Annotated in this window: 24 protein-coding genes and 1 pseudogene; 11 read left to right on the top strand and 14 right to left on the bottom strand. The window is 50.3% G+C overall.

The window, feature by feature from the left end; genetic code table 11:
- Positions 1-23 precede the first annotated feature (23 nt).
- The 5 genes from AB4H76_RS14375 to cspH form a co-directional block, all read right to left on the bottom strand.
- The gene (locus AB4H76_RS14375) at positions 24-2,120 is read right to left on the bottom strand and encodes a YjbH domain-containing protein (RefSeq protein ID WP_077492719.1); all 2,097 of its coding nucleotides are present in this window, start codon (positions 2,118-2,120) and stop codon (positions 24-26) included.
- Positions 2,120-2,866: a capsule biosynthesis GfcC family protein gene (locus tag AB4H76_RS14370; protein WP_077492720.1), complete on the bottom strand. Its 747-nt coding sequence runs from the start codon at positions 2,864-2,866 to the stop codon at positions 2,120-2,122. Before AB4H76_RS14370 ends, AB4H76_RS14375 begins: the two co-directional genes overlap by 1 nt.
- The gene (gfcB, locus tag AB4H76_RS14365; RefSeq protein ID WP_001316256.1) at positions 2,863-3,507 is read right to left on the bottom strand and encodes a lipoprotein GfcB; all 645 of its coding nucleotides are present in this window, start codon (positions 3,505-3,507) and stop codon (positions 2,863-2,865) included. The genes AB4H76_RS14370 and gfcB overlap by 4 nt, the downstream gene beginning before the upstream one ends.
- 106 nt (positions 3,508-3,613) lie before the next feature.
- Positions 3,614-3,919 (bottom strand): hypothetical protein, encoded by a 306-nt coding sequence (locus AB4H76_RS14360; protein ID WP_000681082.1) that lies wholly within the window; start codon positions 3,917-3,919, stop codon positions 3,614-3,616.
- 441 nt (positions 3,920-4,360) lie between these two features.
- Complete coding sequence (gene cspH / locus AB4H76_RS14355) at positions 4,361-4,573, bottom strand: cold shock-like protein CspH (protein WP_000087763.1); 213 nt, start codon at positions 4,571-4,573, stop codon at positions 4,361-4,363.
- 285 nt (positions 4,574-4,858) lie between these two features.
- Between cspH and cspG the strand changes: the two genes are divergently transcribed.
- From cspG to AB4H76_RS14335, 4 genes are read left to right on the top strand one after another with little or no spacing between them, the layout of a single operon-like run.
- Positions 4,859-5,071, top strand: coding sequence for a cold shock protein CspG (gene cspG / locus AB4H76_RS14350; RefSeq protein ID WP_000066490.1), 213 nt, complete (start codon positions 4,859-4,861; stop codon positions 5,069-5,071).
- Between the two features lie 10 nt (positions 5,072-5,081).
- Entirely contained in the window at positions 5,082-5,270 is a 189-nt protein-coding gene (locus AB4H76_RS14345) for a cold-shock protein (RefSeq protein ID WP_071524879.1), read from the top strand.
- Positions 5,245-5,475 (top strand): protein YmcE, encoded by a 231-nt coding sequence (gene ymcE, locus AB4H76_RS14340; protein WP_001309400.1) that lies wholly within the window; start codon positions 5,245-5,247, stop codon positions 5,473-5,475. The genes AB4H76_RS14345 and ymcE overlap by 26 nt, the downstream gene beginning before the upstream one ends.
- The gene (locus AB4H76_RS14335) at positions 5,465-5,638 is read left to right on the top strand and encodes a GnsA/GnsB family addiction module toxin (RefSeq protein WP_001019197.1); all 174 of its coding nucleotides are present in this window, start codon (positions 5,465-5,467) and stop codon (positions 5,636-5,638) included. Before ymcE ends, AB4H76_RS14335 begins: the two co-directional genes overlap by 11 nt.
- 48 nt (positions 5,639-5,686) lie before the next feature.
- On the opposite strand, the gene AB4H76_RS14330 is transcribed toward AB4H76_RS14335, so the two are convergent.
- The gene (locus AB4H76_RS14330; RefSeq protein WP_085452645.1) at positions 5,687-6,760 is read right to left on the bottom strand and encodes a 4Fe-4S binding protein; all 1,074 of its coding nucleotides are present in this window, start codon (positions 6,758-6,760) and stop codon (positions 5,687-5,689) included.
- Positions 6,761-6,831: 71 nt separating this feature from the next.
- The gene (gene torS / locus AB4H76_RS14325) at positions 6,832-9,576 is read right to left on the bottom strand and encodes a TMAO reductase system sensor histidine kinase/response regulator TorS (protein ID WP_077492722.1); all 2,745 of its coding nucleotides are present in this window, start codon (positions 9,574-9,576) and stop codon (positions 6,832-6,834) included.
- Positions 9,577-9,658: 82 nt separating this feature from the next.
- Here torS and torT point away from each other — a divergent pair, with 82 nt between their 5' ends.
- Positions 9,659-10,687, top strand: coding sequence for a TMAO reductase system periplasmic protein TorT (torT, locus tag AB4H76_RS14320; protein WP_001264933.1), 1,029 nt, complete (start codon positions 9,659-9,661; stop codon positions 10,685-10,687).
- Here torT and torR read toward each other — a convergent pair.
- Entirely contained in the window at positions 10,660-11,352 is a 693-nt protein-coding gene (torR, locus tag AB4H76_RS14315; RefSeq protein ID WP_257244462.1) for a two-component system response regulator TorR, read from the bottom strand. The genes torT and torR overlap by 28 nt on opposite strands.
- 129 nt (positions 11,353-11,481) lie before the next feature.
- Between torR and torC the strand changes: the two genes are divergently transcribed.
- Genes torC through torD form a run of 3 tightly spaced genes read left to right on the top strand, consistent with a single transcriptional unit; the run spans position 11,482 to position 15,796 of the window.
- A complete protein-coding gene (gene torC, locus AB4H76_RS14310; protein ID WP_001230242.1) occupies positions 11,482-12,654 on the top strand; it encodes a pentaheme c-type cytochrome TorC in 1,173 nt (390 codons plus the stop codon).
- Complete coding sequence (torA, locus tag AB4H76_RS14305; RefSeq protein ID WP_077491981.1) at positions 12,654-15,200, top strand: trimethylamine-N-oxide reductase TorA; 2,547 nt, start codon at positions 12,654-12,656, stop codon at positions 15,198-15,200. Before torC ends, torA begins: the two co-directional genes overlap by 1 nt.
- A complete protein-coding gene (gene torD, locus AB4H76_RS14300) occupies positions 15,197-15,796 on the top strand; it encodes a molecular chaperone TorD (protein ID WP_000209868.1) in 600 nt (199 codons plus the stop codon). Before torA ends, torD begins: the two co-directional genes overlap by 4 nt.
- 151 nt (positions 15,797-15,947) lie before the next feature.
- Here the strand turns inward: torD and cbpM are convergent, their stop codons facing one another.
- Both cbpM and cbpA read right to left on the bottom strand, forming a co-directional pair.
- Complete coding sequence (cbpM, locus tag AB4H76_RS14295) at positions 15,948-16,253, bottom strand: chaperone modulator CbpM (protein WP_000024560.1); 306 nt, start codon at positions 16,251-16,253, stop codon at positions 15,948-15,950.
- Complete coding sequence (gene cbpA, locus AB4H76_RS14290; RefSeq protein WP_000420621.1) at positions 16,253-17,173, bottom strand: curved DNA-binding protein; 921 nt, start codon at positions 17,171-17,173, stop codon at positions 16,253-16,255. Before cbpA ends, cbpM begins: the two co-directional genes overlap by 1 nt.
- Before the next feature lie 260 nt (positions 17,174-17,433).
- On the opposite strand from cbpA, the pseudogene AB4H76_RS14285 reads away from it, so the two are divergent.
- Together AB4H76_RS14285 and agp are read left to right on the top strand one after the other, a co-directional pair.
- A pseudogene (locus AB4H76_RS14285) lies at positions 17,434-18,684 on the top strand (YccE family protein).
- A 292-nt stretch (positions 18,685-18,976) separates the two neighbouring features.
- Positions 18,977-20,218: a bifunctional glucose-1-phosphatase/inositol phosphatase gene (agp, locus tag AB4H76_RS14280; protein WP_085452646.1), complete on the top strand. Its 1,242-nt coding sequence runs from the start codon at positions 18,977-18,979 to the stop codon at positions 20,216-20,218.
- Between the two features lie 37 nt (positions 20,219-20,255).
- Here the strand turns inward: agp and AB4H76_RS14275 are convergent, their stop codons facing one another.
- Positions 20,256-20,483, bottom strand: a complete 228-nt coding sequence (locus AB4H76_RS14275; RefSeq protein WP_001143120.1) for a YccJ family protein — start codon at positions 20,481-20,483, stop codon at positions 20,256-20,258.
- Positions 20,484-20,503: 20 nt separating this feature from the next.
- The gene (gene wrbA, locus AB4H76_RS14270) at positions 20,504-21,100 is read right to left on the bottom strand and encodes an NAD(P)H:quinone oxidoreductase (protein WP_001151437.1); all 597 of its coding nucleotides are present in this window, start codon (positions 21,098-21,100) and stop codon (positions 20,504-20,506) included.
- 372 nt (positions 21,101-21,472) lie between these two features.
- On the opposite strand from wrbA, the gene AB4H76_RS14265 reads away from it, so the two are divergent.
- Positions 21,473-21,646, top strand: a complete 174-nt coding sequence (locus tag AB4H76_RS14265) for a general stress protein (RefSeq protein ID WP_001273658.1) — start codon at positions 21,473-21,475, stop codon at positions 21,644-21,646.
- Positions 21,647-21,903: 257 nt separating this feature from the next.
- Here AB4H76_RS14265 and rutG read toward each other — a convergent pair whose 3' ends face one another.
- Both rutG and rutF read right to left on the bottom strand, forming a co-directional pair.
- Complete coding sequence (gene rutG, locus AB4H76_RS14260) at positions 21,904-23,232, bottom strand: pyrimidine utilization transport protein G (protein ID WP_001301229.1); 1,329 nt, start codon at positions 23,230-23,232, stop codon at positions 21,904-21,906.
- A 20-nt stretch (positions 23,233-23,252) separates the two neighbouring features.
- On the bottom strand, positions 23,253-23,747 hold the full coding sequence (gene rutF, locus AB4H76_RS14255) for an NADH-dependent FMN reductase RutF (RefSeq protein WP_001028095.1): 495 nt from the start codon (positions 23,745-23,747) through the stop codon (positions 23,253-23,255).
- Positions 23,748-23,757: the final 10 nt, after the last annotated feature.

Below are 23,757 nucleotides of genomic sequence, written 5' to 3'. Positions count from 1 at the left end.
GTAATGTTATGAATTACGTCAGGTTATTGTCCAACCGGTACTTCTCGCTCTGCCGTCATTGGATAGAGCTGGTATTTGCGTGACAGCATTTGTCCACCATCACGCGTCAATGGTGTCCACGAAACCACCGCGCGGTTGCGGTTAGGTCCAATGGTCATCAAGTCGAACGGAATCGAGATATAAAAACCTTTACTAAAGCCGCCTTCGCCGTAGTCATCTTTAGATACGTTACTGATTGCCGCCCATACCCCTACCGCCACGCCGCTGTCAAAGCGTTTGGCGACGTCGATCGTTGCGCCTTTATCTTTTGCCAGATATTGCCCAACGCTAAGTTTCATCAGTACGCCATTGAGCGTCGGCGGGTTCCAGTAAGCCGTCACGAAACCTGTGGGTGTGGAATAATCGGTGAAGCGCATCATGTTGTCCCAGTCACGTTGCTTCACGTAGTTAACGTCCACACCCAGCGCCCAGCTGGCATCTAGCGGGCGATAAAGCAGCTCGGAACCGACACCGGCGTACATCGTTTCCAGATAACCGCCATACACCTGGCCATAGAAACCATTGCCTAAGTCGGCAAAGTAGTTCGCCTGCAAGTTGTTGAGATAAACGTCATTGCGAACGTAATCACGGATATGCGTGCGCACGCGGGGCAGGGTAGAGTCCGCGGGTAATAGCGAAGACTTAAACTTGTCGTAGTTATTGTAAATATTGGTGAAAATACCGCCATCAAGCAGCAGGTGGTCAGTAAACCAGTAGCGGGCGCTGGACATCAGCCCCAACTGGAACATATAGAAATCTTCCGGGCCGCCCAGCGATTGTGAAAGTGTTGGGTTGAAAGAGTAGCTAAAGCGATCTTCACGAATACGGTAGCCCCGACCGAAGGCAGAAAGATCTTCTGCTTCAACACGTTGCTGTTGCAGTGGCTCTGATTTACCAGGCGCTGTACCAGCCAGCTGTTTGCGCAGGCTGGCTACGTCGGTTTCGGTAGTCACCATCGCCATATGCTCGCGCTTTTGCGTCACGCTAATCTTCTCAACGCCTTGCGGCAGGTTATTCACCAGAATCCGGTTGGCACGATCGACCGCTTCACGAGAGTCACGGTATTTGTATTGCTGACCAGACATATACAGCGTCTTATCGCGTAGCTGAATTTCTGGCACGTCAAAGCCCGCGTTATACTTCAGGGCGGTAAGTTGGTTTGCTACCGTGGTGTACTGCAATCCTTCAGATTCCGGCGCTGGTTGATATGCCGGTTTTGGCGTATCGCGCAGGGCAGGGCGCAGATCGTTGAAATTGGTCCGTAAAGTGAAACCAAACATCAACGTGTTACCGCGTTCATAACTCAGGTTGAGGTCTGCCCAGCTGGCAGCGCGATAAACTGCACCGACGTTGAAATGGCTTGCCTGAGGCAGTTTGCCAGCGAAATCATTCTGGTAATTGTTGCCGTCGTATTCGAGTTTCAGACGCAGGGGATTCCACGGCGTTTGATACTCAATGCCGCCAAAGATGGAGGCCGGGCCACGAAAGATATCGCTAAAGCTGATATCGCCCGCATCGTGAGACTCTGCGCGATGACAATATTTATCGCTTACCCGGCAAAACGGGTTGGTAATATTGCCCGCATTACCGGCGTAGCCCCATGCCATCCCGAGGGTGAAATCAAATGGCCCCGCTTGCTTGCTGGCCACCAGATACTCACCGTCAAACAGACCCGTACCAGCAATATCACGTTTACCAAACGCCACTTGCGGTAGCCAGTAACCTTCTTCCCACAGGCGAAGTTTAAAATCGAATGATTTGTCTTTGTATGACTGATCGCCGCTGAAATCTTCCCACTGGCTATATTTACGTGTGCGCACATCCGTATAACGAATGGTGCCTTCCAGCCATGGGAACAGCGCCACGGAGGTGGAGTAGAAACGGTATTGATCGTTATCCCGGTAGTTGACGCTGAATTCACCTTCCGGTGCGATGCGCGCATTTGGCATCTGCAACAATCCTGTGCCGCCAAAGTCCGATTGCGACGAACCCAGCGGATCCGGATAGGTTAATACTTCAGCATGACAGGCACTGGAGACGGCAATGGCCAGGCAGCTTAAAAGATAAGAATTCTTCTTCATCAGTCAGGAACACGTTGCGTTAAAACAGACACAATCTGGTCATTTAAATCAGCATATTTTTCGGGCAGTACATGCGCAGAAAAGCCCAACCAAAGCTGGCTGCCAGGCGGTGGTTCCACATGTCTTTTATTCCACAGGGCAACAGGGGCGACGACAGTCTCACCCTCAGGCGTAATCACCATAACGTTATTCTTGTCCGCGCCTGCAAGGCGGGGGTGATCTTGCAGATAATCGGTAACGCTACGGCCTGCCTGCCAGGGCAATTGCCCAGTCCCAGAAACCGCACCCAGCAGAGTAATAGTCACCGGACGCTGTACGGTATAGAGCGTATAGTCCCCGACCAGCGGGGGATTGCTGTTCTCATCCACTCGTACAAAATCAGGGTCCAGTTTGACCGGTAAGCGACCAGCGATATTGAGATTGAGTAACTGCTGGCGCACGGATTTAATCGTTGCCGCCACATCGTCGTCAGCTTCTGCTTCCCAGGAAGCAAGCTGTGCCATGACATGTTGGTAGTCTTTAAGCGCTTTAGCTTTCGCCGCAGAGTCGGTCAGCAAGGCACCAGGCCACCAGAGGCGATCGCGCAGTTGCGGTTGTGTCATCAACTGGACAACATTTTCCACGGGGCCAACGGAAAGTGTCTGTTGTTCGCCAGGCAGATAAATAGTCACCGTTCCTTGCGCAAAGGCATGGGGTGTCATTACGTAAAGTACGCTGGCAATGAAATACGACTGTAATTTATTCATGGTGCGGGTTTAAGAAACGTCATTTCTACGGGAATAACCCCTGCGCCTAACATTTGCCGACTTTGACGAACCTGGCCAGTAGCCGAATCGACCCAGAATGTGTTTTGCCACTGTTTTTCTGGCAGTGTGGAAGTCACCTCTTCCTGCCAGACATTACACAGCACATCGCGACCCGCAATATTCAGCGTCTCTAATCCAGCAAAGGAAAAAGTGGAACTCAGGGTCGCAGAGCGAAAATGGTTGTCTTCACTCCAGAGAATATCGCGCGTCCAGCGGCTACCGTCTTTTATTGCCAGCGCGTTACGCAGAGGGTCCTGCCCGGAATTTGTCACTTCCAGCAGATTATTATTAAGTTTGACGGTCTTTAAAAGACGTCCATTATGAGTAACCAGCATGGCGTTATCCTGGGATAACCATTTGCTTTGTTCTTGTTCTATATATCCCAGTACCACAAAGATTCGTTGCCCTTCATTAAGGCGTAAATACATCGTGGAATAAGGCAACGCCTGGATCTGCTGATCCGCTACGGTGATATCCTGATTATCGAAAAGGCTGGCGCGAAATGTATCGACCATACTTTGCTGGCTGTGCGTACATCCCGCAAGAAATAGTGCGAAAATCGATAAAATAAGAGGGCGCACCTTTAATCCTTGAAAGGTTAATTAAAAAAATGCAAATCTCTAAAGCCCGGTACGAATATCGCAACCGGGTATCATTTAACTTTAATTTCGACGCGTTAAAGCAGTATTAGGGCGTAGTGGACGTGGTGGTTGAGGTGTTATGAGAACCGCCATCGCCACTGTCATTTGCTGCAACTACTGCCAACGTCGCCACACCAACAGCCGTTGCCACACCGACAACCGTCGCCGTGCCGACAGCGCCAGCAGCCACGCCACCAGTGGTAGCAGCAGTCGTGGTTGCACCTGTAGTGGTCGTTGTGGTGCCAGTAGTACCCGTCGTTGCCTCGGTCCCGTTTGCTGCTTCAGGGGCAGCAAACGCAGCTGGCGTCGTCAACATGAAGGCCATAAGGATTGCAGAAAGCTTGTGTTTCATAACTTTTCCTTTATTCATCGCATGGACAATACGTACGCTTGAGATCAGGATTGTCTACTTTGAGTATAACATCCTTGTGAAATCTCCCTTTCCTCATACCGCTTGCACTATATACAGCGGGTGAGAAAGGCGCGCAGAGGGAAATATAAGATTGTTAACGATTTCCCTCTGGAAATACGACTTGTGAGCATAAGATAAATCTTAGAAAAATACAAATTAAAGATAAGAAAATTGTTAAGAAAGCTATTAACTATTGTTGGTAATATAGTTTCAAGTGGTACTATAACTGGCTGTTAAGTGGCGTTTATAACTATTAGGTACAGAGATATTCGCTTAAATGGATTAGTTTCCCGGTGGAAAGGTAACTGATGTTATAATGTATGGTGTTGACTATTGAACTATTCCAATAAAACCAGTCAGCTTTAAACAAGCAGCGTCATATTAAGAGAGATAAACATTTGCCGCTGTTGGTCCTCGCAGGCCATTTACGCGGCAAAATTCCACGCGTAATCCTGGTATAAGCACTTCTGCGTCGCGGGGAGTGAATGCGGAAATATGGACCTGGACTTCTTTACGACCGTCGGAGGGGATAATGAATCCTTTGCCGCTTTTGCGATCAAAGGTTTTGACAATTCCTGTCATTTTACGGGACAAACAAATTCCTTACTGAAAATACTGCGCTGCACTATACGGGGTTAATAAAATAAAGCCAGCGATATTTAAGACCGCCGGACGGCTAAAATAAAATTTGCTTAATCTCAATTATCATGCGTTAATAGCTGCGTCGGTTTGAAAGACAGACAGCATACAAAGTAGTTTACTAAAGCAGTTCTCATTATCAGGCATTATCCCCTTCTTTTGAGTCTCTCTCCTGAACACTAAGTAGTTTCTGTATTAAAGCCCTGTTTGCCGAAAGGCCCAAAATGAAGGAAGTAAAATATGTCTAATAAAATGACTGGTTTAGTAAAATGGTTTAACGCAGATAAAGGTTTTGGCTTTATCACTCCTGATGATGGCAGCAAAGACGTTTTCGTCCATTTCACCGCCATCCAGAGCAATGAATTCCGCACGCTGAACGAAAATCAGAAAGTTGAATTTTCTATTGAGCAGGGGCAACGTGGCCCCGCGGCAGCGAACGTTGTTACGCTCTAAGGTTGCCGTTATTACTCAACATCTCCATTTCCGCTGTCCATGTTGTCATGGTTCACAGTACCGCACATCGGCATTCGATGTGACGGAGCGAAACCCTTTGGGCGCTAAGTGTATTTTTTGTAAATCGACGATGATCACCTTTGATAACGTCGCGCTGCAAATACGCACTGACCATGCGCCGCTGGATTTCACAAAATAATATCAGGCTCCCTCGTGGAGCCTTTTTTATATCTGCCTTATTTTTCTTCAACGCTGTATGTATAGTAAGCGATAACCTGTTGATTATTGAATCTTTCGGGGAGATGGCTTATAACATTTCTTACCTGACCAGGGTACCGGGAACCAACACCTTACTGGCGTGTTGCTGTCTTTTAAGACCAGAAGAGGTTAACAGTGAATATTGAAGAGTTAAAAAAACAAGCCGAAACGGAAATCGCCGACTTTATCGCGCAAAAAATCGCCGAGCTGAACAAGAATACAGGGAAAGAAGTCTCTGAAATTCGCTTCACCGCACGAGAAAAAATGACCGGGCTTGAAAGTTATGATGTCAAAATCAAAATAATGTGATTTTGTGAACATCACCCCGTGCGAGGTGATGTTCCGCTTGTTGCTAATTTAGTGACCAATCATTGGCGCTTGTGGAATTAAGCGTCGGTACAATTCCTCCGGCACCGGGCTTTGCCATACTCCCGCATACATTGCGTAACCAATCACCGCAAACATAATCCCCAGAACCAGTAGTGTCATTAACCAGCCAGACAACGCAAAAGCTTTTTTATTTGCCGCAGGTTTTTGCAGTGAAAAGGTCAATGTTGAGGCTACCGGACATGACTCTACGCAAGTCATACAGCCGGTACATTCCACTGTTCGTACCTGAATTAATTTATCTACCGGGATCCGTGATGGGCAATTTTTTGCGCATTTGCCACAGTTGATACAACTTTCGGCATTGCGACGAATCTTAAACGGCGATAATAGCGAAACCACGCCCATCAGCGCGCCATATGGGCAAAGATAACGACACCAGGCATGGCGAATAAACAGGCTGGCAATCAGCAAAACGGTCACGCTGATTAATGTCGCGGTCCCCATATGACGAAAGAAATCGAGCATTTTAACGTCCATCACCACGCTGTAGGGCGACAACATAAAATAGTGAATCGCCTGAGCGGGCATCAATAACGCGATATAGAGAAAAAAACTCAACAGCAAATACTTCACGCCGCGCAGAGGAATATCCAGCCAGCGGGGAAGGACACATTGCCGACCAAACAGTTTGTTACCGAGATCGCCGATTAATTCAGAAAGCGTACCAACCGGGCATAACCATGAGCAAAAGGCCTTTTTGAGTAATAGACTGATGACGATAAAAGCGACCAATAACAGCATCGCGGCGGCGTGGACGGATGGTAACTGACCTGTTGTAAGGCTATATTTCAGATTCATCAGACCGGCAATCGGTAGCCAGCCTTCGATACCTCCCGGTCTGGCGACAAATGTCGTGCTACTTGCCGTTTCGTAATAGCGCACCCAATACCAGAACGTGATGGCAATATAAATATTCATTGCCAACAGTAATAATTGCGTCGCTTTACGCCAGGTCGTGGCATTGCGCCAGTCATTCCACGGTAATTTGCCGCCCGTCGTGCCTGGCCGCCGCTGCCAGCGGGTTCTTTTTTTCTCTGCCATGATTTTGCCAGTCCGTTAAGTTGCATACCAAATGCCACTATTCTAGTTGTTCTTAACTGGCTGATATTGATTCAAATCGCGTTCAGGTCTTTCTTATGCAACCATGCTTCCAGAGCGGCAACACTGCGTGTAATTTCTTCGTGTGGAAGGGGGGCAGATAATGGCTGCTGCTCCAGTTGTGCGCATAGCTGGCTGGCGCTACGCATTCCCAGGCTCGAGCAACTGCTTTTTAGCTGATGCGCGGCACGCTTTATTTTCTCGCTATCCTGACTGGTGCGGGCAATGTCGATTTCATCGAGAAGCGGCAGGGCATGTTGTGTAAATAATACCAGCCATTCGTGGATCTTCTCCGTCCCCATTAACTGAGCATCTTCATTGAGTTGCGATACATCCAGCGATTGATCGTTATTGACTTGCAGTTGGAGATAGTGCGCCAGTAACTGACCGAGCACTTCACGCGGCACCGGTTTAGGGATAATCCCGCGGAATAATGAACTGGTACGCTGGCGCAGCGTTTCGTCAATGACATGGGCGCTAAAGCCAATCAAAACCAGCGACGGATATTGCTGTGCCAGTTGTCGGGCAAGCGTAATGCCGTCGACATCCGGCAGATCAAAATCCACCAGTGCGGCAGCAAACGGTTCGCTATTTTGTAGTGTCTCTAAAGCCTGCGCGGCATTGCCAACAGCAACAACCTGCGCACCACTGGTGTTCAGCATCTCAACGGTAATTCGCTGGGTTAGCGGGTTATCTTCAATTAACAGCAAACGTAAACCGTCAAGACGCACCGCCTGATTGACTGTTTTTGGCACGGGTGCAGTGGCAACACGTAACGGCAAGCGTAAACAAAAACAGCTTCCAACCTCCGGCGTGCTGGTGGCGCTCAGTTCGCCGCCCATCGCCTGGGCCAGACGGCTACTGATAGTCAGTCCCAGCCCGGTGCCGCCGCGTTTGCCGCTTACCTGCACAAATGGCTGGAAGATTTCTGCCAGTTTCGCGGGATCAATACCGCAGCCGCTGTCTTCCACTTCGACCAGCCATTGCTCGCCATCAGTGCGACTACGCAGGATAATGTACCCTTCGTCAGTAAAACGCAGGGCGTTGCTCAACAGGTTGGTTATAACCTGACGAATACGTCGTGGATCGCCCATTAACGCGCACGGCATATCATCGGCAATTGCCGTTGCCAGGCGAATCGGGCGACCTTTCACCCGTCCGCTCATTAATTGCAGGGTACTTTCCAGCAGCGGGCGCGGTTCAAAGGGCTCATCGCTGACCGAAACATTCTTGCCACCTGCTTCGATAGCGGAATAATCGAGAATATCGTTGAGGATGGTCAGCAACGATTCACCAGAGTCAGTAATTGCCCGCAAATCATCACGCTGGGCGTTAAGTGCGGGGTTATCTGCCAGCAGTTGAGCAGTGCCGAGAATACCGTACAGCGGTGTGCGGATCTCATGGCTCATCGCCGCCAGAAACGCCGATTTTGCCTGGCTGGCTTTTTCTGCTTCCGCCCGTGCCTGTCGGTGTTCTATCACCAGTTCCTGCAATTCAGCTGTACGCGCTTTGACCTGCGCCGCCAGCTGTTCGCGGTGGCGATTCAGTGCATGAACATTGCTGCGAAACGCATCCATCAGCCGCCCGATGGTATCCAGCTCCCGTACGCCAGCGGTTTCCGGGAAAGGGGAGTCAATATCACCGTCCAGCAGCCGTTGCAGCGCCTGCGTTTGTTCGGCAAGTGGACGCGTGACTGAGCGATAAACCACGCGCCAGAGGATCAGAATCAGTGCGCAAAGTGAAACCATCCCCAGCAATAACAGGCTGTATTGCCCGCGTGCACTCGCTTTTTCCAGATGCGCCAGTCCGTGCTGATTACGCAGCTCAATGGTGTCGACCAGCTGACTGACTTCGCTACTAAACTGCGCGAACTGGGCGATGTTATTTTGTGCGAGAGTTTGTAGGTGATTGCTGATTTCACTGTCCTGCTGATACAGCGCCAGCAAATCGCTATATTGGCTAACGGTAGTTAACGTTGTTGCGACCTGCGCACGAACACCCGGATCTTCAATGCGTATTTGCCGACGTTGCAGAATTTTCACCGCATTATTGAGCTGCTTTTCCAGCGTTGGTGCATTTTTCTGGATCTGCTCCAGCCCCAGATTCATCACCATTTGCTGCACCCGCAGAGCGCTAAGGCGCAGTTCATTCATCTGGTTAACATACTCAAGATCGATATCAATCAGCCGATCGAGTGCACTTTCAGCAGCCTGACGCTGATCTTGTTCGATCAAATCGTAAATCCCGGCCTGGGTCGCTCCAGCGGAAGTTGTCGCATTATTCGCCTGACCTTGCGCCAGGCGTGCGATCTCATCGGCGGCAGCGACTATCTGCTGACTGAGTTGCTGTTGTTGCTGGCGCAGTTGCAAACGCTGCCCCACCAGTTCCCCTTGCTGACGTAACGAACGGGAGATCTCCTGCTCCTGTTGTTCAATAGCGGTGGTATCAAAACCTTGTTCCCGTAACGCTTGCAGCAACGCATTAATCTTCAGGCTTTGTGCGGTGAGCATTCGCCCCTGCGCCTGCCACATCTTTTCGTTATCGGCACTGGTCAGGTTCTGCGCGGCGAAAAGTTCCCAGGCGCTGGCTTCGCTCAACTGGCGCGCCATATTCATGGTAGGAATCAATGCCTGAGTGTTGTCTTTTTCCACCTGGCTGATAAAGCGCAGGTTGTACCATCCCACCAGGGTACTGGTCAGGGTTAACAGCGCCATCAGGGCAAAGCCCATCCAGAGTCTTCGGGTCAGGGTTAAATTCACGGTCGGTGCACTTTAGGTGAAAAAGGTTGAGTCGCAAAGCGGAATGCATCTAGCATAAAGCCTTATTATTGATGAGGCTATCATGCGCGTACTGCTATTTTTACTTCTTTCCCTTTTCATGTTGCCGGCATTTTCGGCTGATAACCTGTTGCGCTGGCATGATGCGCAGCATTTCACGGTGCAAGCCTCTACGCCGCTTAAAGCCAAACGCGCATGGAAACTGTGCGCGCTTTATCCCAGCCTGAAAGATTCATATTGGTTATCGTTGAACTATGGTATGCAGGAGGCTGCTCGCCGCTACGGTGTGGATTTAAAAGTGCTGGAGGCAGGCGGCTACAGCCAGTTGGCTACCCAGCAAGCACAAATCGACCAGTGTAAACAGTGGGGCGCAGAGGCCATTTTGCTCGGTAGTAGCACGACCTCATTTCCCGACCTGCAAAAGCAGGTAGCAAGTCTGCCGGTGATCGAACTGGTAAATGCTATTGATGCTCCCCAGGTGAAAAGCCGCGTTGGTGTGCCTTGGTTTCAGATGGGCTATCAACCGGGGCGATATCTGGTGCAATGGGCGCACGGTAAACCACTGAATGTGCTGTTGATGCCCGGACCCGATAACGCCGGGGGCAGTAAGGAGATGGTCGAGGGTTTTCGCGCAGCCATTGCCGGAAGCCCGGTGCGTATTGTTGATATTGCGCTTGGTGATAACGATATTGAAATCCAGCGTAACCTGTTGCAGGAGATGCTGGAACGCCATCCAGAAATCGACGTCGTTGCCGGAACGGCCATTGCGGCAGAGGCGGCAATGGGGGAAGGGCGTAACCTGAAAACGCCGCTTACCGTGGTGTCGTTTTATCTTTCACATCAGGTGTATCGCGGGCTGAAGCGGGGAAGAGTGATTATGGCTGCCAGCGATCAAATGGTCTGGCAGGGGGAACTGGCAGTTGAGCAGGCCATCAGGCAATTACAGGGGCAATCGGTGTCTGATAATGTCAGCCCACCGATTTTAGTTCTGACGCCGAAAAATGCCGACCGAGAACATATCCGCCGCTCGCTGTCACCGGGGGGATTTCGTCCGGTCTATTTTTATCAGCACACATCAGCGGCTAAGAAATAACCTTCACCATGTTGCGTCACCAGTAAATCCGCGCTGAGTTTATGACGTAAACGACGAATTAACACATCGACGGTGCGCAGGTCAGGGTTTTCCACCCGACGCGCAGAAAGCATACGTAGCAGACGTTCACGGCTGAGAATTTCGCCCGGATTCGTCACAAATGCCACCAACATTTCATACTCTGCGCGGGTCAGTTTAATCGGCTCGCCATCCCGCTCCAGCGTATGGCGCGACACATTCAGGCAATAACCGGCAAAGCGATAGCAGTTGTCCTGAGTGTGCGGTTGAGCTTGTCGCGCGAGGTCGATTCGCCAGAGCAGATTTTTCACCCGTACTACCAGTTCGCGCAGTTCCAGCGGTTTGGTGACGTAATCGTCTGCGCCCATTTCCAGCCCAACAATACGGTCAATCCGATCGCTGCGTCCGGTAACCAGAATAATCCCCACCGTTGAGCGTTCTCGCAGGGCGCGGGTTAACATCAGGCCATTTTCATCGGGTAAGTTGATATCCAGCAGAATTAAATCTATCGGCTGATTCTGCATAATTTCCCGCAGCCCGGCACCGCTCGCTGTAACGGAAACGGTATACCCCTCCTGAGTGAAGTAAGATTGTAATCGCGCCTGGGTAACCGGCTCATCTTCAACAATAACAATGTGATGTGGCATCAGAGGGTTTTACTCATTCTGTTCATATCTGTTCATATTCTGCCGTAAGCCGTTCATCCTGACCAGTGCCGCTGTTCATATTTGCTCATTAAGATCGCTTCACTAAACCATAATTTTACAGGGGCTATTATGCGGAAACTCTGGAACGCGCTACGCCGACCCAGTGCTCGTTGGTCGGTACTGGCGCTGGTCGCAATTGGGATTGTGATTGGCATTGCGCTGATTGTATTGCCACACGTTGGGATCAAAGTCACCAGCACAACCGAATTTTGTGTCAGTTGCCACAGTATGCAACCGGTGTATGAAGAATATAAACAGTCGGTGCATTTCCAGAACGCCTCCGGCGTGCGAGCTGAATGCCATGACTGTCATATCCCGCCGGATATTCCAGGCATGGTGAAGCGTAAACTGGAAGCGAGCAATGATATCTACCAGACCTTTATTGCTCACTCCATTGATACACCTGAAAAATTCGAAGCCAAACGCGCGGAACTTGCCGAGCGTGAATGGGCGCGAATGAAAGAAAACAACTCGGCAACCTGCCGCTCCTGCCATAACTACGATGCGATGGATCATGCGAAGCAGCATCCTGAAGCGGCACGTCAGATGAAGGTGGCAGCGAAAGATAATCAATCCTGCATCGACTGTCATAAAGGTATTGCCCACCAGTTACCGGATATGAGTAGCGGCTTCCGTAAGCAGTTCGATGAGCTGCGCGCCAGTGCTAATGACAGTGGTGACACGCTGTACTCTATTGATATTAAGCCAATTTATGCGGCGAAAGGCGATAAAGAAGCCTCTGGTTCTCTGCTGCCTGCTTCGGAAGTGAAAGTCCTTAAACGTGACGGCGACTGGCTGCAAATTGAAATTACCGGCTGGACGGAAAGCGCCGGACGTCAGCGTGTACTCACCCAATTCCCAGGTAAACGCATCTTTGTTGCCTCGATTCGTGGTGATGTGCAGCAGCAGGTAAAAACGCTGGAGAAAACCACCGTTGCCGACACCAATACCGAGTGGAGCAAGTTGCAGGCCACCGCATGGATGAAGAAAGGCGACATGGTGAACGATATCAAACCGATCTGGGCCTATGCGGATTCGTTGTACAACGGCACCTGTAACCAGTGCCACGGCGCACCGGAAATCGCCCACTTTGACGCTAACGGTTGGATCGGCACGCTCAACGGCATGATTGGCTTTACCAGTCTCGATAAACGTGAAGAACGCACTTTGTTGAAATATCTGCAAATGAATGCGTCTGACACCGCAGGTAAGGCTCACGGCGATAAGAAGGAAGAAAAATAATGAACAATAACGATCTCTTTCAGGCATCACGTCGGCGTTTTCTGGCACAACTCGGCGGCTTAACCGTCGCCGGGATGCTGGGGCCGTCATTGTTAACGCCGCGACGTGCGACTGCGGCGCAAGCGGCGACTGACGCTGTCATCTCGAAAGAGGGCATTCTTACCGGGTCGCACTGGGGGGCTATCCGCGCGACGGTGAAGGATGGTCGCTTTGTGGCGGCAAAACCGTTCGAACTGGATAAATATCCGTCGAAAATGATTGCCGGATTGCCGGATCACGTACACAACGCGGCGCGTATTCGTTATCCGATGGTACGCGTGGACTGGCTGCGTAAGCGCCATCTCAGCGATACCTCCCAGCGCGGTGATAACCGTTTTGTGCGCGTGAGCTGGGATGAAGCCCTCGACATGTTCTATGAAGAACTGGAACGCGTGCAGAAAACTCACGGGCCGAGTGCCTTGCTGACCGCCAGTGGTTGGCAATCGACGGGGATGTTCCATAACGCTTCGGGGATGCTGGCGAAAGCTATTGTCTTGCATGGTAATAGCGTTGGTACGGGCGGAGATTACTCTACCGGTGCTGCGCAGGTGATCCTGCCGCGCGTAGTCGGTTCGATGGAAGTGTATGAACAGCAAACCTCCTGGCCGCTGGTATTGCAGAACAGCAAAACCATTGTGCTGTGGGGCTCCGATTTGCTGAAAAACCAGCAAGCGAACTGGTGGTGCCCGGATCACGATGTTTATGAATATTACGCGCAGCTAAAAGCGAAAGTCGCCGCCGGTGAAATTGAGGTCATCAGCATCGATCCGGTTGTCACATCCACCCATGAGTATCTGGGGCGCGAGCATGTGAAGCACATTGCGGTTAACCCGCAAACTGACGTGCCGCTGCAACTGGCGCTGGCACATACGCTGTACAGTGAAAACCTGTACGACAAAAACTTCCTTGCTAACTACTGTGTGGGTTTTGAGCAGTTCCTGCCGTATCTGCTGGGTGAGAAAGACGGTCAGCCGAAAGATGCCGCATGGGCTGAAAAACTGACCGGCATTGATGCCGAAACCATTCGTGGGCTGGCGCGGCAGATGGCGGCGAACAGAACGCAAATTATTGCTGGCTGGTGCGTGCAGCGTATGCAGCACGGTGAACAGTGGGCGTGGATGATTGTGGTTCTGGCGGCGATGCTGGGGCAAATTGGCCTGCCAGGTGGTGGTTTTGGTTTTGGCTGGCACTACAACGGCGCAGGCACGCCGGGGCGTAAAGGCGTTATTCTGAGTGGTTTCTCCGGCTCTACGTCGATTCCGCCTGTTCACGACAACAGTGACTACAAAGGCTACAGCAGCACTATTCCGATTGCCCGTTTTATCGATGCGATCCTCGAACCGGGGAAAGTGATCAACTGGAACGGTAAATCGGTAAAACTGCCGCCGCTGAAAATGTGTATTTTTGCCGGAACTAACCCATTCCATCGCCATCAGCAGATCAACCGCATTATTGAAGGCTTGCGCAAGCTGGAAACGGTTATCGCCATAGATAACCAGTGGACCTCAACCTGCCGCTTTGCCGATATCGTACTGCCTGCGACCACGCAGTTTGAGCGTAACGATCTCGACCAGTACGGCAATCACTCCAACCGTGGCATTATCGCCATGAAACAGGTGGTGCCGCCGCAGTTCGAGGCGCGCAACGACTTCGATATTTTCCGCGAGCTGTGCCGTCGCTTTAATCGCGAAGAAGCCTTTACCGAAGGGCTGGACGAAATGGGCTGGCTGAAACGCATCTGGCAGGAAGGTGTACAGCAAGGCAAAGGACGCGGCGTTCATCTGCCAGCGTTTGATGACTTCTGGAATAACAAAGAGTACGTCGAGTTTGACCATCCGCAGATGTTTGTTCGCCACCAGGCATTCCGCGAAGATCCGGATCTCGAACCGCTGGGCACGCCGAGTGGCCTGATTGAGATCTACTCGAAAACTATCGCCGATATGAACTACGACGATTGTCAGGGGCATCCGATGTGGTTTGAGAAAATCGAACGCTCCCACGGTGGGCCTGGCTCGCAAAAGTATCCGTTGCATCTGCAATCTGTGCATCCGGATTTCCGACTTCACTCGCAGTTATGTGAGTCGGAAACGCTGCGTCAGCAATATACGGTAGCGGGTAAAGAGCCAGTATTCATTAACCCGCAGGATGCCAGCGCGCGCGGTATTCGTAACGGTGATGTGGTACGCGTCTTTAACGCTCGCGGTCAGGTGTTGGCAGGGGCAGTGGTTTCTGACCGCTATGCACCCGGCGTGGCACGAATTCACGAAGGGGCATGGTACGATCCAGATAAAGGCGGCGAGCCTGGTGCGCTGTGCAAATACGGTAACCCCAACGTGTTGACCATCGACATCGGTACATCGCAGCTGGCGCAGGCGACCAGTGCGCACACTACGCTGGTGGAAATTGAGAAGTACAACGGAACAGTGGAGCAGGTGACGGCGTTTAACGGCCCCGTGGAGATGGTGGCGCAGTGCGAATATGTTCCCGCGTCGCAGGTGAAATCATGACCACGCTGACAGCACAACAGATTGCCTGTGTTTACGCCTGGCTAGCGCAGTTGTTCTCCCGTGAGCTGGACGATGAACAACTGACGCAAATCGCCAGTGCGCAGATGGCTGAATGGTTTTCGTTGCTGAAAAGCGAACCGCCGCTGGCTGCGGCGGTGAATGAGCTGGAAAACTGTATTGCCACGCTGACAGTACGTGACGATGCCCGTCTGGAACTGGCCGCTGACTTTTGCGGCCTGTTTCTGATGACCGACAAACAAGCGGCGCTGCCGTATGCATCGGCCTACAAACAGGACGAGCAAGAGATTAAACGCTTGTTAGTTGAGGCAGGGATGGAAACCAGCGGCAATTTCAACGAACCGGCAGATCATCTGGCGATCTATCTCGAATTGCTCAGCCATCTGCATTTTTCGCTGGGAGAGGGGACCGTTCCTGCGCGAAGAATCGACAGTTTGCGGCAAAAAACACTGACGGCGCTGTGGCAATGGTTACCAGAGTTTGTTGCGCGTTGTCGTCAGTATGACAGCTTTGGTTTTTACGCGGCACTAAGCCAGTTATTGCTGGTGTTAGTGGAGTGCGACCACCAAAACAGATAACGTCGTTTGTGCGCCTGAAAAGACGCGTTTAGCGTCGCATCAGGCATTATGGCGCAGTTGCCGGATGCGGCGTGAACGTCTTATCCGGCCCACAGGAACTGTAATCTTTGTAGACCGGTTAAGATGCGTCATCGCATCCGGCAAACACACATCACGGATGAGCTACAAACCGGGAAAGCCGCTGGCGCAGCAGGCGGTTTTCCTGCTTCAGGTGCGCAATATCATCCATTAACGTCAGCGCCACCGCGATCCCCGGCCAGTCCAGAGCCAGTTCATGACGCAGGCGTACCGCGCGTTGCACCACAATGGCGGCATGGTCGTCAAATACCCAGGTTGTTTCCTGGATCTCACGCGGTTCAACCACCCCCAAACCGACAATTTCATTCAACTCCTCTTCAGAGATGCCGGTATGCAGGCAAAATTCGGTAATAGTAAAAGTCACCGTAACATTAGCCATTATGCTTTCCCCCAATCTTTACGTGGATCAAAAGACGACTGGGCGTCTGCCAGTTGCTGCCACAGCGCGGCAGTGTTTTCATCCGGTTTCGGCGGCATCACGATTTTCAGTACCGCATACAGATCGCCGGTCTGTTTTTTGCTCACCAGACCTTTGCCTTTAACGCGCAATCGTTGCCCGGCCTGGCTGCCTGGCGGGATAGTCAGCAAAATGCTTTCTTTCAGTGTTGGAACGGTGACTTTAGCACCCAGCGCCGCTTCCCACGGGCTAACCGGCACCACAATTTCCAGATCCTGGCCGACAATATCAAACAGCGGATGTGGCGCAATATGAATCACCAGCCACAAATCGCCATTTGGACCGCCGTTTTCGCCCGGCGTCCCCTGGCCTTTCAGACGGATGCGTTGACCATTGCCGACGCCCGCCGGGATCTTCACATTCAGCGTTTTCGGAATTTCCTGTTCGATCATGCCAAAGGCGTTATAAACCGGCAGGTTATAGCTGATGGTACGCTTATGCTCAGTAAGCGTTTCTTCGAGGAATACCGCCACTTCGATTTCAATATCGTGGCCGCGTGTGGCGGGGCGTTGACGGCTCTGGCGGGCATGCTGACCGAAAATTGACGAGAAGATATCGTCAAAATCTTCGGCGTTAAAACTCTGACCGTCGCCATGGTGGAACTGACGGTTAAATTGCGGATCGTTGCGATGTTGCCACATCTGATCATACTCAGCGCGACGTTGTTCATCACTTAACACTTCCCAGGCTTCAGCGACCTCTTTGAAGCGGGCTTCGGCATCCGGTTCTTTGCTGACATCAGGATGGTATTTGCGGGCAAGTCGACGATAGGCGGTCTTGATTGTCTTGAGATCGTCCGTCGGTTTCACGCCCATGATGGCGTAATAATCCTTTAATTCCATAGCGTTATCTCGCGTAAATCAACACAAATTGAAGGAACCCCTGTAAGGTAACTCCTATAAGTGTAGGGTAATCCTCAAAATTTCATATGCCAACACAGAATATGTTATTGAAATCATCGCGGAGAGGAGGTCGCCATCAAGATGGGTTGCTGAACATATTTTAAACAGGTGAAAAAGGGTGAGCGATTTTTGATAGTTGAACCAGGCACTTTAAGTTTAACTAGGGCGTCATTATTTATTAAATTTTATAGACGCTATATATGGGTAGTAATATACATGGAATTAGTTGCACTGCAAATAATTATTTGAAACAGGCCTGGAACGATATAAAAAATGAGTACGAAAAAAATCAAACATATTCAATCACGCTTTTTGAAAACACACTGGTGTGTTTTATGCGGTTATACAATGAACTCAGACGTAAAGTAAATGAAGAGGATACTCCATGTCTGGAATGTGAATCGCTAGAAAAACAATTATATGAAATGCAAAATGATAATGATTTATCTTCATTTTTGAAAACATTGCATGCTAAAGATACGAAAATTTATTCAGGAGTTTCAGGAGGTTTTACATATACTATAAAATATTCTCAAGAGAGAGAGCTTGTTATTATATCATTGCCGTACAGAAGTTCAGAGACTATCGCAGATTTTAAAGGTTATTGTTGGCTTAATTTTATAAAATTTATTGAAAGCTTGTGTGATGATGTTTTTTCTGAGTATTGTTTAGATGATGAAAATATGAGTATCCAGCCAGAATGGATAAATACTCCGGGAATATCTGATTTAGATTCTGGTATTGATTTGTCTGGTATATCTTTTATTCAGAGTGAAATTAATAAAACTTATGGATTAAAATACGCTCCAGTAGATGGCGATGGCTATTGTCTGTTAAGGGCCATACTGGTTTTAAAAGAACATGAGTATTCATGGGCGCTGGGCAGCCATAAGACGCAAAAGCAAGTATACGAAGAGTTTATTAAAATTGTTGATAAACAGACGATCGAGGCTCTTGTTGATACGGCATTCTATAATCTCAGGGAAGATGTAAAGACGTTATTTGGCGTTGATCTACAATCTGACAACAAAATTCAGGGGGAGGGTAGTCTTATGTCATGGAACTTTCTGTTTTTTAAAAAATAATTTATTGATAGTTGCTTGAATGACAAAAAATGCATACTGCATTTACCCGAGTTTATATTTAATGATAACAAGGCACGCCTTGTTTTAGACACCGACCCAGAGAAGAGGATTAATGAGGTGAAAAATTTCCTCACTGCTCTTTCAGATAGCATTTGCTCATTATTTATTGTTAATAGTAATGTGGCATCAATCTCCTTAGGGAATGAATCCTTTTCAACAGATGAAGATCTTGAGTATGGTTATTTAATAAACACTGGCAATCATTATGATGTTTACCTCCCTCCTGAACTTTTTGCTCAGGCTTACAAGTTAAAAAATAAGGAAATGAATGCGCAACTCGACTATTTAAATCGTTATGCAATTTAATGGCAAAGGCATATGCTAAAAACCATTGTTATTAGTCTCACACTTTTTTATTGGTAAATATTGTCTCTGTATTGGTAACGCCGCAGATATTCTGTTTAGCCACAGGTGCAATTATCAGCGGCGTACGCGAGGCAGGGGCTAATCAGGCATAGTTTGCGTCAAACCTTGCCTGTTTTTGAAGATGTATATAGAAAAACAGGCGTTCAACAAGCCATTTTGCGAACCTGTTCCCGGAAAAAAGTCATATTTCTGTCACACTCTTTAGTGATTGATAACAAAAGAGGTGCCAGGAATGAACAAAACGCTAATCGCCGCAGCTGTGGCAGGGATAGTTTTACTCGCTTCAAACGCTCAGGCACAAACCGTACCGGAAGGCTATCAGCTACAGCAAGTGCTCATGATGAGCCGCCATAACTTACGTGCGCCGCTGGCGAACAATGGCAGTGTGCTGGAGCAGTCGACGCCGAATAAATGGCCAGAATGGGACGTCCCCGGTGGGCAACTCACCACCAAAGGTGGCGTGCTCGAAGTGTATATGGGCCATTACATGCGTGAATGGCTGGCAGAGCAGGGGATGGTGAAATCGGGGGAATGCCCGCCGCCGTACACCGTTTATGCCTATGCCAATAGTCTGCAACGTACCGTTGCGACCGCACAGTTCTTTATTACCGGCGCATTCCCGGGGTGTGATATTCCTGTGCATCACCAGGAAAAAATGGGCACTATGGACCCAACCTTTAACCCGGTGATCACCGATGATTCCGCCGCATTCAGTGAACAGGCGGTGGCGGCAATGGAGAAAGAGCTCAGCAAACTCCAGCTTACCGACAGCTACCAGCTACTGGAAAAAATCGTTAACTATAAAGATTCCCCTGCCTGTAAAGAGAAACAACAGTGTTCGCTGGTGGATGGCAAAAATACCTTTAGCGCCAAGTATCAACAAGAACCAGGTGTTTCCGGGCCGCTGAAAGTCGGCAACTCGCTGGTAGATGCGTTTACTTTGCAATATTACGAAGGTTTTCCGATGGATCAGGTGGCCTGGGGAGAAATCAAATCTGACCAGCAGTGGAAGGTGTTGTCGAAGCTTAAAAACGGCTACCAGGACAGCCTGTTTACCTCACCGGAAGTGGCGCGCAATGTTGCGAAACCGCTGGTCAGTTATATCGACAAAGCTCTGGTCACCGATCGCACCAGCGCACCGAAAATTACAGTGTTGGTTGGGCACGACTCCAACATTGCCTCTCTGTTAACGGCGCTGGATTTCAAACCGTATCAGTTGCATGACCAGAACGAACGCACGCCGATTGGCGGCAAAATCGTTTTCCAGCGTTGGCATGACAGCAAAGCCAATCGCGATTTGATGAAAATTGAATATGTGTATCAGAGTGCGGAACAGTTACGTAATGCCGATGCGTTAACCCTGCAGGCACCTGCTCAGCGTGTGACGCTGGAATTAAGCGCTTGCCCGATAGATGCCAACGGTTTCTGCCCGATGGATAAATTTGATAGCGTGTTGAATGAAGCGGTGAAATAACAGAAAACTCCCCCGCGAGAAGCGGGGGAGTCGCTGGTTAAACGTTTTTACGTTCGATGGTCTGTTCGCCCCAAAAAAGCGAATCTTTATCGGTCTTAGCAAAGGCTTTGACTAACACTTCATCGCTACCTTCTTCCCAAATCTTTTCCGCCATTTTTTCGTCGTACCCGGCGACTTCGAAAATGGCCTCGGCTATTTCCGGCGACGTATTGCGCAGAGATGCCCATTCACCGACGTGATGAGCTTTCGCTTCTTGAGTTGGCATGCGTATCCTCCTGTTGAAGATTAGCCGTTAAGTTTAACTGCCAGACCTGCGACATATTCCCCTTGATAACGAGCAATAGACAGTTCTTCCTGGCTTGGCTGGCGTGAGCCGTCACCGCCTGCGATGGTTGTTGCGCCGTACGGCGTACCGCCGCGAACCTGTGAAACGTCAAATAATTCCTGCGCTGCGTAGCCAATGGGGACAATTACCATGCCGTGATGCGCAAGGGTCGTCCAGGTTGAAGTAATAGTTTGTTCCTGACCGCCGCCAGTACCGGTGGAACTAAAGACGCTCGCCAGTTTTCCGTATAGTGCGCCGGAAGCCCACAGGCCGCCCGTCTGGTCGAGGAAGGTACGCATTTGACCGGACATGTTGCCAAAGCGGGTAGGTGTACCAAAAATAATGGCGTCGTAATCGGCCAGTTCTTGCGGGGTTGCAACCGGTGCAGTTTGCGTTTTACCGCCTGCTTTTTCAAATAATTGCGGCGGCATGGTTTCCGGTACACGCTTAACGACAACTTCTGCGCCATCCACTTTGCTTGCACCCTCAGCGACTGCGCGTGCCATCGTTTCAATATGTCCGTACATGGAATAATAAAGCACCAGAACTTTAGCCATTTCTAACCACTCCTCGTGTTATCTCTATTCCGTAGCGATTCGCTACCACTTATTTAAAGATAAGACGTCCTTTTCAGAGTGCAAATTTCACAACCACTTATTTGATTTATAACAACTTTCACAAGCACGTAATTTTGTCGCAAAATGACACATTTTTATCTCATCGCGTTTTTTTAATCATAAGAGCGGCTTATGGATAATTATTGGAGATGATATCTATTCTCGCTAAGAAGCTGTTGCAGAATATTACCAAACGCGGGTCTGCCCGCGTCAGTTCACTAAGCTTAGTCCCACGTAGCGAAAATATGGCAGCCGCCATACGCCGCGTTAATTCTATGCAATATGATGTCTATACCCAGACGGAGGTCAGTAATGGCAAACCATCGAGGCGGTTCCGGCAATTTTGCAGAAGACCGCGAAAGAGCATCAGAAGCAGGTAAAAAAGGTGGACAGCACAGCGGGGGTAATTTCAAGAATGACCCGCAGCGCGCATCTGAAGCAGGTAAAAAAGGTGGCAAGAGCAGTCACGGCAAAAGCGACAACTAGCCGGGCTAATCAATGACGAATGCATTTTTGTCTGTAGCTCGTCAAAAAGCCATCACCGCCGGTTACCCGGTGGTTGATACTGATGACAAATGTAAGCTTGCCTGATGCGCGATGCTTATCAGGCCTACCAGAAGATTGCAATATATTGAATTTGCACTGTTTTGTAGGCCGGATAAGGCGTTTACGCCGCATCCGGCATGAACAATGCGTACGTTGTCAACAATCTGCACCGCCGGGTAACCCCGGCGGTTTTCTGTTTATGGCTCCTGATGAACAACTTCTGGCGGTGGAACGTCAACCAACCTTCTGCTTAATAACGCATTGAGTAAAATCGCGCCAAAGGTGGCTGTACCGATTCCTCCCAACGTAAAACCGCCCAGCGTGAGAGCAAAATCACCCGCGCCCAGCACTAAGGTTACTGCGACCATAATCAAATTACCGTTCTGGCTTAAATCGACACGGTTTTGTACCCAGATCCTTGCGCCTGCGACGGCAATCAGCCCGAACACAACAATTGAAGCACCACCAATCACCGGTGCAGGAATGGTATGGATCAGCGCGCCAAATTTCGGCGAAAAGCCCAACAGCATGGCGATGACGGCAGCAGCAACAAACACCAGCGTCGAGTAGACTTTGGTCACGGCCATCACACCGATATTTTCAGCATAGGTGGTCACGCCGCTACCGCCGACAGAGCCGGAAAGCATCGTTGCCAGACCATCGCCTACGAATGCCCGCCCCATATACGGGTCCATATTGCGTCCGGTCATCCCGGCGACTGCCTTGAGATGACCTAAGTTTTCCGCCACCAGAATCACCGCCACGGGCGCAATCAGCATCATTGCCTGACCATTAAAAGCAGGAGTGGAAAAATGTGGCAGACCGAACCAGGCAGCATGGCTGACGAGAGTAAAATCGACGGCTTTTCCCAGCCCTAAAACGTTGGTCATCACGCCATACAGCAGACAGGCGACAATTAATCCTACGAGAATCAATAACCGCTGGATCATGCCACGGGTAAACACCGCCACCAGCCCAATACACAGCACCGTCATTACCGCCATCCAGCTATCAAAGGCCGAAGCCGATACACTTTTCACTGCGATAGGCGCTAAGTTCAGGCCAATCGCCATCACCACCGCACCCGTCACCACCGGCGGCATTAGCCGTTCAATCCAGCGCGTACCGATTTTCATCACCACCAGGCCAATGACGGTATAAACCAGTCCACAGGCGATAATCCCGCCCAGCGCAATGCTGATATTCGGGTTAATGCCCTGACCGTTAAAGCCCGTTGCGGCGATCACCACGCCGACAAAAGCCGCGCTGGATCCGAGATAACTGGGCACGCGCCCGCCGGTAATAAAGAAAAACAGTAATGTGCCGATCCCCGACATTAAAATGGAAAGATTGGGATCCAGCCCCATCAGAATCGGCATTAACACCGTCGCGCCAAACATCGCCACCGCGTGTTGAACGCCCATTATTGCCGTCTGAGCAAACGGCAATCGTTCATCCGGCGCGACCACGCCGCTCTCTGTAGAGGTCGATTTTAACTGCCAGTGAGGAAGACCGAACATTGCCATCAGCTGTCTCCTTAAGGAGGTTAACAAGCAGGGCGCATCAGCGCGTGATAACTGCGATCGAACCACACCAGCCCGTAGGGTGTGGCGTGACGATGAATCGCTTCGATGGCGCAAAACAAAATGTCGTGGGTGCCGACGCTCACCACCTGGCTGATACGGCAGTCAAACGAAACCAGCGCCTCTTCCAGTTGCGGGCATCCGGTCACACCAGTCTGCCAGCGGGCGGCGGCAAAGCGGTGTTCCATGGGCGTTTTGCCGCCAAAAAGGTTTGAAAGCGGCTCCTGCCCGGCGCTAAGTGTATTTACACACAGCGTTCGATTTTCATTGAATACCGGCCAGACGGACGCCCCACGATTCAGGCACACCAGTAATGTGGGCGGCGTGTCGGTCACGCTGCAGACGGCGCTGGCGGTGAACCCGGCGCGCCCGGCTGGACCGTCCGTGGTGATGATATTGACCGCCGCGCCCATGCAGGACATCGCATCGCGAAAAGTTTGTTGATCGACAATGTTCATAGTTTGCTCC

Origin of the sequence: Escherichia sp. UTM R2 (assembly GCF_048593455.1) — a bacterium.
Classification (GTDB): domain Bacteria; phylum Pseudomonadota; class Gammaproteobacteria; order Enterobacterales; family Enterobacteriaceae; genus Escherichia; species Escherichia coli.
This window is presented reverse-complemented; position numbering and strand designations above follow the sequence as displayed.